Annotated in this window: 2 protein-coding genes; one reads left to right on the forward strand and one right to left on the reverse strand. The window is 76.6% G+C overall.

The features are described from left to right. Window positions 1–14 precede the first annotated feature (14 nt). Window positions 15–10,565: an SDR family NAD(P)-dependent oxidoreductase gene (locus tag ACFPP6_RS00655; protein ID WP_382035674.1), complete on the forward strand. Its 10,551-nt coding sequence runs from the start codon at window positions 15–17 to the stop codon at window positions 10,563–10,565. A 68-nt stretch (window positions 10,566–10,633) separates the two neighbouring features. On the opposite strand, the gene ACFPP6_RS00660 is transcribed toward ACFPP6_RS00655, so the two are convergent. Next, on the reverse strand, window positions 10,634–13,411 hold the full coding sequence (locus tag ACFPP6_RS00660; protein ID WP_382035677.1) for an ATP-binding protein: 2,778 nt from the start codon (window positions 13,409–13,411) through the stop codon (window positions 10,634–10,636). Window positions 13,412–13,474: the final 63 nt, after the last annotated feature.

Consider the following 13,474-nt stretch of genomic DNA (forward strand, 5'->3'; position numbering starts at 1 on the left):
GAGCGACACCTACCGTGGACACATCCGTCGAGCAGATCGTCGAGGCGCTGCGCGAGTCACTGCTGGAGAACGAGCGGCTGCGCCGGCAGAACGCCGAGATCACGGCGGCCGCCTCGGAGCCCGTGGCGATCGTGGCGATGAGCTGCCGCTACCCCGGCGGCGTGGGCTCGCCCGAACAGCTGTGGCGCCTCGTCGACGAGGGCACCGACGCCATCGGGGACTTCCCGGCCGACCGCGGCTGGGACGTCGAAGGGCTCTACGACCCGGACCCCGACACCCCCGGCAAAACCCACGTCCGCGAGGGCGGGTTCCTCTACGGGGCCGCCGGGTTCGACGCGGCGTTCTTCGGGATATCGCCGCGCGAGGCCATCGCGATGGACCCGCAGCAGCGGCTGCTGCTGGAGACCTCCTGGGAGGCCTTCGAGCGGGCGGGCATCGACCCGCACACCGTCCGGGGGAGCCGGACCGGCGTCTTCGCCGGCGTCATGTACCACGACTACGGCAGCTGGCTGACGGACGTGCCCGAGGGCGTCGAGGGGTACCTCGGCAACGGCAACCTCGGCAGCGTCGCCTCTGGCCGGGTCTCGTACACCCTCGGCCTGGAGGGCCCCGCGGTCACCGTCGACACGGCCTGCTCGTCGTCGCTGGTCGCCCTGCACCTCGCGGTCCGGGCGCTGCGCACGGGGGAGTGCTCCCTGGCGCTGGCGGGCGGGGTGACGGTGATGTCGACCCCCGACACGTTCGTGGACTTCAGCCGCCAGCGCGGGCTGTCCCTGGACGGCCGCTGCAAGTCGTTCGCGGCCGGGGCCGACGGCACGGGCTGGGGCGAGGGCGCCGGCATGCTCCTCCTGGAGCGGCTCTCCGACGCCCGGCGCAACGGGCACCCGGTCCTCGCCGTCGTCAAGGGCAGTGCCATCAACCAGGACGGCGCCTCCAACGGGCTGACCGCGCCCAACGGCCCGTCCCAGCAGCGCGTCATCCGCCAGGCCCTGGCCGAGGCAGGGCTGCGCGCCGACGAGGTGCACGCCGTCGAGGCCCACGGCACCGGCACGCCCCTGGGCGACCCCATCGAGGCGCAGGCCCTGCTCGCCACCTACGGGCAGGACCGCGAACAGCCGCTGTGGCTGGGCTCGGTCAAGTCGAACATCGGGCACACCCAGGCCGCGGCCGGCGTCGCCGGCGTCATCAAGATGGTCATGGCCATGCGCCACGGCAGGCTGCCGAAGACGCTGCACGCCGACGAGCCCACGCCCCAGGTCGACTGGGACTCCGGCGCCGTCGAACTGCTCGCCGAGGCCCGCGCGTGGCCCGGCACCGGCGGCCCCCGCCGGGCGGGCGTCTCCTCGTTCGGCATCAGCGGCACCAACGCCCACGTGATCCTGGAGAGCGTCCCCGAGCCCGAACGGCCCGAGGCGCCGACCGCGCTCACCGGGCCCGTCCCGCTGGTCCTCTCCGGCCAGGGCGAGCAGGGGCCGGCCGCCCAGGCCCGGCAGCTGCTCGCCCACCTCACCGGCGCCGCCGGGGAGGGCCCGGCCGCGGCCCCGCTCCCCGACGTCGCCCACACGCTGGCGACTTCGCGGGCGGCCCTGGACCACCGCGCCGTGGTGATCGGCGACGACCGCGAGACCCTGCTCGCGGGGCTCGCCGCCCTCGCCGAGGGGACCACCGCGCCCCACGTCGTCCAGGGCCGGCGGGCGAGCGAGTCCCGCATCGCCTTCGTCTTCCCCGGCCAGGGCTCCCAGTGGGCCGGCATGGCCGCCGAACTCCTCGACACCTCCCCGGTGTTCGCCGCCAGGATGGCCGAGTGCGCCGAGGCCCTCGCCCCCTTCACCGACTGGGACCTGCTCGACACCGTGCGCGACGCGGCGCCCCTGGAGCGCGTGGACGTCGTCCAGCCCGCCCTCTGGGCGGTCATGGTGTCGCTCGCCGGGCTGTGGCGTTCGTACGGCATCCGCCCCGCCGCCGTCATCGGGCACTCCCAGGGCGAGATCGCCGCCGCGTGCGTCGCCGGGGCGCTCTCCCTCTCCGACGGCGCCCGCGTCGTGGCCCTGCGCAGCCGGGCCATCGCCGACGAGCTCTCCGCCCGCGGGGGGATGCTCTCGGTCGCCCTGCCCGAGGAGCGGATCGGGGAGCGGCTCGCCGCCTACGACGGCAGGATCTCGGTGGCAGCCGTCAACGGGGCCGCCTCCGTGGTCCTCTCCGGCGACACCGACGCCCTCGACGCGCTGGAGGAGCTGCTCAAAGCCGACGGCGTCCGCGTCAAGCGGCTGCCCGTCGACTACGCCTCGCACTCCGCGCAGGTCGAGACGATCCGCGAGCGGCTGCTGACCGAACTGGCGCCCGTCAGCCCGCGCTCCGCGGACGTGCCGTTCTACTCCACCGTCACCGGGGCCCTGTTCGACACCGCCGGGCTCGACGCCGGGTACTGGTACACGAACCTGCGCCGCACCGTGCTCTTCGAGCCCACCACCCGGGTGCTGCTCGCCGGCGGCTACGGCGTCTTCGCCGAGTGCAGCCCGCACCCCGTGCTCCTGCACAGCATCGAGGAGACCGCCGACGCCGCCGGCGCGGCCATCACCGGCCTCGGCTCGCTGCGCCGCGACGAGGGCGGCCCGGCCCGGTGGCTGGCGTCGCTGGCCGAAGCGTTCGTGCACGGCGTCCCCGTGGACTGGCGGCCCGCCTTCGACGGCATGCCCGTCCGCCCGGCCGACCTGCCGACCTACGCCTTCCAGCGCGAGCGGTTCTGGCTCGGCCGCTCGGCCGCCGCGGGCGACGTGGCCGCGGCCGGGCTCGCGGCCCCGGGGCACCCGCTGCTCGGCGCCGCGGTCACCGTCGCCGACGGCGGGGGCATGCTCTTCACCGGCCGGCTCTCCACCGCCACCGCGCCCTGGCTCGCCGACCACGCCGTCGGGGAGACGGTCCTGCTGCCCGGCACGGCGTTCGTGGAGCTCGCGATCGCGGCGGGCGACGAGCTCGGCTGCGGCCACGTCGGCGAACTGACGCTGGAGGCGCCGCTGCTGCTGCCCGCACGGGGAGCCGTCCAGGTGCAGGTCCGCGTCGGCGACGCCGACGGGGCGGGGCAGCGCCCCCTGTCCGTGCACTCCCGCCCGGAGGACGGCGCCGCCGGCTGGACCCGGCACGCCTCCGGCCTGCTCGAACCCGACGCCGCGGACGCCGGCTTCGACCTCGCCGCCTGGCCGCCCGCCGGCGCGCGGCCGGTCGCCGTCGACGACGTCTACGACCGGCTCGCCGGACAGGGCTACCACTACGGCCCCGCCTTCCAGGGGCTCCGCGCGGCCTGGCGGCGCGGCGAGGAGACCTTCGCCGAGATCGAACTGCCCGTGGAGGCGGAGCGCTTCGGCCTCCACCCCGCCCTGTTCGACGCCGCCCTGCACGCCGTGGGGCTCGGCGAACCGGAAGAGGGGGCGGCCCGGCTGCCCTTCTCCTGGACCGGCGTCTCGCTGTACGCGGCCGGGGCCACCGCCCTGCGCGTACGGATCAGCGGCACCGACGTCACGACGCTCCAGCTGGCCGACGCCACCGGGGCGCCCGTGGCCGCGGTCGACGGCCTGGTCTCCCGCACCGTCGACCCCGGCGCGCTCGCCGCGGCCGGCCGCTCCGACGACCTCTACCGCCTCGACTGGCCCGCCCTGCCCGCCGCCGGATCCGCCACCGCCGCCCACGCCGTGCTCGGCGACGGCGGCCTCGACGAACTGGACGAGGTGCCCGCGTACGCCGTCCTCCCCGTGAGCGGATCCGGCGACCCCCTCGCCGCCACGCGCGAGGAGGCCGGACGGGTGCTGGAGACCGTACGCCGGTGGCTGGCCGACGACCGCGCCGCCTCCTCCCGGCTGATCGTGCTCACCCGCGGCGCCGTGGCCGTCGGCGCCGAGGACGTCACCGACCTGGCCGCGGCCGCCGTCTGGGGCCTGGTCCGCGCGGCCCAGGCCGAGAACCCCGGCCGCCTCGTCCTGGTCGACGCGGACGCCGCGGCCACGCCCGGCGACGCCGCCGCCGCGGCCGAGACGTCCGGCGAACCCCAGCTCGCCCTCCGCGAGGGCAGGGCCCACGTGCCCAGGATGGCCCGGGCGGGCCGCGGCGCCGGGGACCTCGCGCTCGACCCCGGGGGCACCGTCCTGATCACCGGCGGCACCGGCGTGCTCGGCGGCCTGATCGCCCGTCACCTGGTCACCGCGCACGGCGTGCGCCACCTGCTGATCGCCGGCCGCAGCGGCGTCCCGTCCGACGACCTCGCCGGCCTGGACGCGCACGTGACCGTGGCCCGGTGCGACGCCTCCGACCGGGACCGGCTCGCCGGCCTGCTCGCCGCGGTCCCCGCCGAACACCCGCTGACCGCGGTCGTCCACCTGGCGGGCGCCCTGGACGACGGCCTCGTCACCGGCCTCACCCCCGAACGGCTCGACGCCGTCCTGAAGCCCAAGGCCGACGCCGCCTGGCACCTGCACGAACTCACCGAGGGACTCGACCTCGCCGCCTTCGTGCTGTTCTCCTCGGCGGTCGGCACCGTGGACGGCGCGGGCCAGTCCGGCTACGCCGCCGCCAACGCCTTCCTCGACGGCCTGGCCCACCACCGCGCCGCCCGGGGCCTGCCCGCCGTCTCCCTGGCCTGGGGCTTCTGGGAGCAGCGCACCGGCATGACCGCGCACCTCACCGACGCCGACGTCGAGCGCATGGCGCGCTCCGGGGTCCGGCCGCTGGCCACCGAGGACGGGCTCGGGCTGTTCGACACCGCGCTGACCGCGGGCGAACCGCTGCTGCTGCCGGTCGGCCTCGACCTGCCCGCCCTCCGGCGCGCGGACTCCGTACCGCCCGTGCTCCGCGGACTGGTCCGGGCCCCCGCCCGGCGCACCGCGGCGGCGAGCACGGCGGGCGGCGGTCTGCGGGACCGGCTGACCGCCGCGGCGCCCGCCGAGCGCGACGCGCTGCTCCTCGAACTCGTCCGCACCCACGTCGCCGCCGTCCTCGGCCACGACGCCGACATGGTCCTCGACCCGCGCCGCGCCTTCCGCGAGACCGGCTTCGACTCGCTGACCGCGGTCGAACTGCGCAACCGCCTCTCCGGCGCGCTCGGCCTCCGGCTGCCCGCGACCCTCGTCTTCGACCACCCCGACTCCACCGCGCTGGTGCGCCACCTCAAGGCCGAGCTGATCGGCCCCGACGACCCGGACGCGGCCGGGGCCGCACCCGCCGCGGCGCCCGCCGGGACGGACGAGCCCATCGCGATCGTGGCCATGGCCTGCCGATACCCCGGCGGCGTCACCACCCCCGAGGAGCTGTGGCGCCTGCTGGCCGACGGCGGGGACGGCATGTCGCCCTTCCCGGCCGACCGCGGCTGGGACCTCGACGGCCTCTACGACCCCGAGCCGGGCAAGGCCGGCCGGTGCAGCACCCGCGAGGGCGGATTCCTGCACGACGCCGCCGACTTCGACCCGGACTTCTTCGGCATCTCGCCGCGCGAGGCCCTCGCCACCGACCCGCAGCAGCGGCTGCTGCTGGAGACCTCCTGGGAGGCCCTGGAGCGCGCGGGCATCGACCCGCACGCGGTACGGGGCAGCCGCACCGGCGTCTTCACCGGCGTGATGTACCACGACTACGGCAGCAGGCTCAGCAACGCGCCCGAGTCCGTACGGGACTACCTCGGCAACGGCAGCCTCGGCAGCGTCGCCTCCGGCCGGGTCGCCTACACCCTGGGCCTGGAGGGCCCGACGCTCACCGTGGACACCGCGTGCTCCTCGTCGCTGGTCGCCCTGCACCTGGCGGTGCAGGCCCTGCGGCAGGGGGAGTGCACCCTGGCCCTGGCCGGCGGCGTGTCCGTGATGTCCACCGTGGACACGTTCGTGGACTTCAGCAGGCAGCGCAACCTCGCCGGGGACGGCCGGGCCAAGTCCTTCGCGGACGGCGCCGACGGCACCGCCCTCTCCGAGGGCGCCGGCATGCTGCTCCTGGAGCGGCTGTCGGACGCGCGGCGCAACGGGCACGAGGTGCTGGCCGTCGTACGGGGTTCGGCGGTGAACCAGGACGGCGCGTCCAACGGTCTGACGGCACCCAACGGCCCGTCCCAGCAGCGGGTGATCCGGCAGGCGCTGGAGAGCGCGGGGCTGTCGGCGGCCGATGTCGACGCGGTGGAGGCGCACGGCACCGGCACCACGCTCGGCGACCCGATCGAGGCCCAGGCGCTGCTCGCCACCTACGGCCAGGACCGGCCCGGGGACCGGCCGCTGTGGCTCGGCTCCATCAAGTCGAACATCGGCCACACGCAGGCCGCCGCCGGTGTGGCGGGTGTGATCAAGATGGTGCTGGCCATGCGCCACGGCGTCCTGCCCGCCACGCTCCACGTGGGCGAGCCCTCGCGGCAGGTCGACTGGACCGTGGGCAGCGTCGAACTGCTGACGGAGGCACGGGACTGGCCGGAGGCCGACGGGCGCCCGCGCCGGGCCGGCATCTCCTCGTTCGGCATCAGCGGCACCAACGCCCACACCATCATCGAGGCCCCGGCCCCGGCCCCGGCCCCGGCCGCGGAGTCCGGTGACGGCTCCGCAGCGCCCGGTGACGGTTCCGCGGAGGCCGCCGCGCCCGCGGCCGGGGCACCCCTGCTGCCCGTCCTGCTGTCCGGGAACACCCCGGAGGCCCTCGCAGCGCAGGCCGCCCGCCTGGCGGCCGTCGAGGACGCCCCCCTTCCCGGCCTCGCCTTCTCCCTGGCCACCGGCCGGGCCGCCCTCGGCCACCGGGCCGCCGTGGTCGCCCGCGACCGGGACGAACTCGCCACGGGCCTCGCCGCGCTGGCGGCAGGCACCACGGCGCCGGGGGTGGTGCGCGGCAGGCCCGTCGCCGGCAAGGTCGCCTTCCTGTTCACCGGGCAGGGCGCCCAGCGCCCCGGGATGGGACGGGAGCTGTACGCGCAGCACCCCGTGTTCCGCGCCGCGTTCGACGAGGCGTGCCGCCACTGCGACGCCCACCTCGACCGCCCGCTGCGCGAGGTGGTCTTCGCCGGGCCGGACAGCGCCGAAGCCGGCCTGCTCGACCGGACCGTGTACACCCAGAGCGCCCTCTTCGCCGTCGAGACCGCCCTGTTCCGGCTGCTGGAGTCCTGGGGGATCCGGCCGGACCTCCTCGCCGGACACTCCGTCGGCGAGCTGACCGCGGCCCACGTCGCGGGCGTGCTCACCCTGGAGGACGCCGCCCGCCTGGTCGCGGCCAGGGGACGGCTCATGGAGGCGCTGCCCGCCGGCGGCGCGATGCTGGCCGTCGACGCGACGGAGGAGGAGGTGCGGGCGCACCTCGGCGCCGGTGTCGACATCGCCGCCGTCAACGGGCCCCGCGCCGTGGTGGTGTCCGGCGACGAGGAGGCGGTGGCCGCCGTCGGCGCCGCCTTCGGCGACCGCAGGACCAAGCGGCTGCGGGTCAGCCACGCCTTCCACTCGCCCCGCATGGAGCCGATGCTCGGGGAGTTCGAGGAGGTCGCGCGGAGCCTGCGGTTCGCGCCGCCGTCCGTGCCCGTCGTCTCCGGCCTGACCGGCGTGCAGGCCACGGACGAGGAGCTGACCTCGCCCGGGTACTGGGTGCGCCACGCCCGCGAGGCCGTCCGCTTCGCCGACGGCATCCGCACCCTGGAGGCGGCGGGCGTCCGGACCTTCCTGGAGGTCGGGCCCGACGCGGTGCTCTCCACCATGGGCGCCCAGTGCGTGGACGACGCCGAACGCTCGCTGTTCGTCCCCGTGCTGCGCCGCGACCGGGAGGAGCCCGTCGCCCTGGCCACCGCCCTGGCGACGCTGCAGGTCCGCGGGGTGCCCTTCGACCGGGAGCGGGTCTTCGCCGCGGCCGGCGCCCGCCGGATCGACCTGCCCACGTACGCCTTCCAGCGGCAGCGGCTGTGGCTCGACGACGAGCCGGCCGCACCCGCCGGCGCCGGCGGGGTCGGGCAGACGCCCGCGGACCACCCCCTGCTGGGCGCGGAGATCCGGCTGGCGGACGACGACGCCGTCGCGCTGACCGGCCGGGTCTCGCTGGACACACACCCCTGGCTGGCCGGCCACGCCGTCGCCGGAGTGGTCCTCCTGCCGGGCAGCGCCTTCGTCGAACTGGCCGTCCAGGCCGGGGACCGTACGGGCTGCGGCCTGGTCGAGGAACTCACCGTCGAGCGGCCGCTGGTGCTGCCCGCGCAGGGCGCGGTGCAGCTCCAGGTGGTCGCCGGAGCCCCCGATCCGACCGGGCGCAGGACGGTCACCGTCCACGCGCGCATCGAGGGCGCCGGGGAGGCCTGGACCCGGCACGTCACCGGCGTCCTCGCACCCGCCCCCGCGGCCGAGCCCGAGGCGCTCGGCGCCTGGCCGCCCGCGGGCGCCGTCCCCGTCGACCTGACCGGCACCTACGACCACCTCGCCGAGCAGGGCTACGGCTACGGCCCCCTGTTCCGGTGCCTGCGCACCGCCTGGCGGGCCGGCGAGGAGGTCTACGCGGAACTCGCCCTGCCCGAGGGCGCGGAGACCGCAGGCTTCGGGCTGCACCCGGCGCTGCTCGACTCGGCGCTGCACGCCATCGACCTGGTCGACGGCCAGGACCCGACGGTCATGACCCTGCCGTTCGCCTGGGAGGGCGTGTCGCTCCACGCGGCGGGCGCCTCGGCGGTGCGGCTGCGGCTCACCCCGTACGGCACCGAGCAGATGGGCCTCCACCTGTACGACGGCGCGGGCTCGCCGGTCGCCGCGGTGTCCTCGCTGCGCATCCGGCCGGTGACCGCGGAGCAGCTGAACGCGGCCGCCCCGGCACCGGGAGACCTGTACGAACTGTCGTGGAAGCCGGTGCCGCTGCCCGCTGCGGCCGGCCCCCTTCCCGCGACCGTGCTGTTCGCCCCGGAGCCCACGGCCGAGGACGGGCCCGCCGCCGCCCGGGAAGCCCTGCACACGATGCTGGCCACGCTCCAGGAGCGCCTCGCCGACGAGTCCACCGGCGACGCGCGGCTGGTGGTCGTCACCCGGGGAGCGGCAGGCCTGGAGGGCGCACCCGGACTCGCCCAGGCCGGGCTTCAGGGCCTCGTGCGGTCCGCGGCCGTCGAACACCCCGGCCGGCTCGCGCTCGTCGACCTCGACGACGACCCGGCCTCCCTGGCCGCCCTGCCCGCGGCGGTGGCCGCAGGGGAACCGGAGCTCGCCGTGCGCGCGGGCAAGGCGTACGCCCCCGCGCTGACCCCGGCCGTCCCGGTCCCCGGCGCCGCCCCCGCCCTCACCGGGCCGGACCCGGACGGAACCGTCCTCATCACGGGCGGCACCGGCAGCCTCGGCCGGCTGCTCGCCCGGCACCTGATCACCGGACACGGCGTGCGGCACCTGGTGCTGAGCAGCCGCGGCGGCGACCCGGGGGACCTCGGCGACCTCCGCGAGCTCGGCGCGACGGTGACCGTCGCCGCCTGCGACGCGGCCGACCGCGAGGCCCTGGCCGCGCTGCTCGCCGCGATACCGGAGGCGCACCCGCTCACGGCCGTGGTGCACGCCGCCGGCGTGCTGGACGACGGCCTCCTGCCGTCGCTGACGCCGGACCGCCTCGACGCGGTCCTGCGGCCCAAGGCCGACGCGGCCTGGAACCTGCACGAGCTCACCCGGGACCTCGGCCTCGCCTCGTTCGTGCTCTTCTCCTCCGCCGCTGCCGCCCTGGGGGCCGCGGGCCAGGCCAACTACGCGGCCGCCAACGGCTTCCTGGACGCCCTCGCGGCCCGGCGGCGCGCGGCCGGGCTGCCCGCCCTCTCCCTGGGCTGGGGCCTGTGGGACACCGCCTCGGGCATGGCCGGATCGCTCGGCGAGGCCGAGCTGCGGCGGCTGGCCCGCGACGGCGTCGAGCCGCTGCCGGCCGACCGCGCGCTGGCCCTCTTCGACCGGGCCCTGACCGCGGACCGCGCCGTGCTCCTGCCCATGCGGGTGCGGCCCACCGAGGACGCGCCGCCGATGGTGCGTGCCCTCGGCGGCGCACCGGCCCGGCGGACCGCGCAGGCCGCACCCGCCGTCGCCGCGGGAGGGCAGCAGCAGGCCGCCGCCCTCCCGCAGCGCCTCGCGGGAATGCCGCCCGCGGAGAGCAGGAAGCTGCTGCTGGAGATGGTGTGCGGGCACGTCGCCGACGTGCTCGGGCACGCACGCGCCGACGCCGTCGACCCGGAGCGGGGCTTCGGCGAACTGGGCGTGGACTCGCTGTCCGCCCTGGAGCTCCGCAACCGCATCGGCGCGGACACCGGGCTGCGGCTGTCGGCGACCCTGACCTTCGACCACCCCACCCCCGCCGCCATCGCCGGACACCTCTTCGGCGAGCTCGTCGGGGACGCGGCCGCGGCCGCGCCGGACGCCGAGGCCGAAGTGCTGCGCCTCGAAGCCCTGCTGGACGCCGCGGTCGTGGACGGGGAGCAGCGGGCCAGGGTCGCGGTCCGGCTGCGGGCCCTCACGGCCAAGTGGACCGGCGCCGGCTCCCGGGAGGAGGAGCGGGAGAGCGGTCCGGGACTGGAGACCGCGACCGCGGACGAGCTGTTCGGCATCCTGGACGACGAGCTGGAGACGTACAAGTGAGAACGGCGGGCGGGCCGGGAACTCCTCGGAGCTCCCGGCCCGCCCGCCGCGGCGAGGCGCGTCTCCGCTCAGGCGGTGCCGCGCACCGCGGCCGACCGGCCCGCGGGGGCCGGGTCCGACGGCGTCGGTATCCGGTACTCGATCACCTTGGACGGCAGCTCGGTGCGGCTGGCGACGTTCAGCTTGCGGTAGACGCGCGTCAGGTGCTGCTCGACCGTGCTGATGGTGACGTGGATGCGGCTGCTGATCTCGCGGTTGGTGTAGCCGAGCGCGGCCAGCGCCGCGACCCGGCACTCCGCGTCGCTGAGGGCCGGAGCGGCGCCGGGGCCCTCCGGCTCGGCCCGCTCCAGGCGGTTGCCGACCGGCGAATCGATCCGGCACACCGCGGCCTCCTGGGCGGCCTGCTGCGCCAGGAGCCGGGCGCGGGCGAACTCGCCCAGCTCGTAGTGGGCGGCGGACAGTTCGCCGTAGGCGAGGGCGAGCTCCAGCCGGTCGCCGCAGGCCTGGAGGAGGTCGACCGCTTCGCGGAGGAGGGCGGTGCGGTGACGCAGCTGGCTCGCCCCGGCCAGGACGCGCAGGGTGATCGCGCGCGTCCGGGAGCCGAAGTTCCCGCGCAGCCTGAGCTGCTTCTGCGCCCAGTCCTTGGCGGCGCGCTGCTTGCCGATGCGCAGGTTGGCCTGGGCGAGGTCGGTCCGCCAGGGGATCCCCGCCTGCAGCTCCGGGCTGCGGTCCTGCATGAGCTGGCCGCAGGTCTCGAAGTCGTTGAGCGCGGCGAAGGCCCGCCCGGTGGCCAGGTAGTGGTGTCCCCTGGCGCGCAGGTACTGCACGCCGAAGAGCGTCTGGAACATGCTGTCCGGCACCTTGCGCTGGAGCAGGTCCGCCGCGGCCTCGTGGCGGCCGCGGGCCGTGTACGCGAACAGGGCCGTCGACAGCGGCAGGCCGGCCAGCACGCCCCAGCCCTGCGGGTGCAGCAGACCGAGGGATTCGGTGGCCTTCTCCGAGGCGGTCTCCACGTCGCCCTGCAGCAGGGCGATTTCGGCCCGCACGGCACCGAGGACGGCCTGCCAGGTGGTCGACTCGCGCCGCCCGGCGTCGGCCAGGAGGGAATCGCACACCTCCGCCGCGGTCGCGGGCCGGTCCGCGTGCGCGATGACCATCAGGGAGATCGTGGTGAGTTCGAGCCGCAGGTCGCTGAGCTGGTGGGCCTGCAGGGCCTCGGCCACGTGCGTCACGGATTCGTCGGTGACGGTGCCGCCGGCCATGAGGGCGACGCTGGCCCAGAGGCTGCTGGTGTGGTCCGCCATGGTGGGTTCGAGGGGACCGGTCCGGCCGGCGTCGGCGCGCTGCGGGGCTCGCGGCATGCCGTAGAACCACTGTCTGACGAACTCCATCTCGGCCAGGAGCCGGGCGTCCGTCCGCGTGCGCAGGCCGCCTAACGCGCTGATCGTCTCCGCCGCGAGATCGGTGTCGCCCTGCCAGAGCATGTGGCGCAGGACGGTGGCCGTGTCGCGGGTGTCCAGGGTGCCGCTGCGGGCCGCGGGGTACAGCGGCGCGAGGTGCGGACCTGCGGCCGCCGGGTTGACCCGCCACACCGCCCGGGCCAGGGTCGCGGAGAGCGCGTGGCGTTCCCGCTGGTCCTTGCACTCCCGCAGGGCGAGCCCGAGGAAGCTCGCGGCCTCCTCGACGTCGTCCGCGGCCAGGGCCTGTTCGGCCGCGCGCCGCAGCACCGCGGGCCCCCAGGGCTCGGGGGCCCGGCCGGCGGCCAGGAGGTGGCGCGCCACCTCGGCGAGGGGGTCGCCCACCTCGTAGCGCAGCTGCGCGACGTCGCCGTGCAGGCGCGAGCGCTCGCTCGCGGCGAGGCTGCTGAGCACCGCGCTCGCCGCGACCGCGTGCCGGAAGCGGTATCCGTCGAGCAGCCCCGTCTGGGAGAGCAGCTCGGCCACTTGCTGCACCTCGTCCGGGGACAGACCCGTCACGGCCGCAGCGCTGCGGGCCGAGGCGGCGTCGCCCAGGGCGGCGAGCACCGCGGCGATCCGCGCGTGGCCGGGCTCGGTGCGCGCCAGGCAGGCGAGCACCGCCTGCCGGTAGGCGACGCTCGCGACCGGCTCGCCGACGTCGGCGCCGAAGCGCGTGGTGTCGTCCAGGAGGGCGCGCACCAGCATGGGGTTGCCGGCGGTCATGCGGTGGTAGCGGGAGCGGGCACCGGGCGGTAACGGCCGGTCCGACTGCGCGGCGAGCATGAGGCCGACGCCCTCCTCGGAGAGCGGCGCGAGACGGACCCTGCGGTGCGGCCGGCGGAGGAGCTCGGCGCGGACGAGCGGGTGGGCGGGCCCGTACTGCTCCCAGCCGGTGCACACCACCAGGACCCGCTTGGTGCGGATCCGCTGCAGCAGTGCGAGGACGGCCTGGAGCGAAGCGCCGTCCATGTAGTGGCAGTCGTCGATGCCGATCACCACGGGCCGGTCGCCGGCGAGTTCCACCACGGCCCGCGAGACGTCCTGGACGGCGCGCGCGACGCACGTCTCCCGCTCCGGCCCGGGCGGCGGGGGAGCGGTCTCGCCGGAGGTGCGGCGGGGTATCCGGTCCAGCACGTCCGCGGCGACCTCGCCGCTGAGCAGCAGGTCCCCCACGGTGCCCAGCGGTCGGTCCCGCTCGGTGGCGGAAGCGGTGGCGATCAGGAGCCGGGCCCCCGCCGCGGCCACCGTGTCGGCGAACTCGTGGAGGAGTTCGGTCTTCCCCGAGCCCGGACCTCCACTGATGATCACGAGCTGCCCCGATCCGCCGACGCAGTCGGCGAACGCCTCGCTCAAGGCTTCCAGTTCTTTATGGCGGTCGAACAGATGCATATCGCCCCCGCGGTCAGTATTCCGAGAATCCGGGTTCACCGAACAGCACTGCGGAACTGCAAC

This window comes from Streptomyces aureoversilis (genome assembly GCF_042657885.1).
Lineage (GTDB): Bacteria > Actinomycetota > Actinomycetes > Streptomycetales > Streptomycetaceae > Streptomyces > Streptomyces aureoversilis.

Excerpts from the sequence above, each read along its gene's own strand:
- ACFPP6_RS00660 (WP_382035677.1), bottom strand. The coding sequence starts at position 13,411 with ATGCATCTGTTCGACCGCCATAAAGAACTGGAAGCCTTGAGCGAGGCG.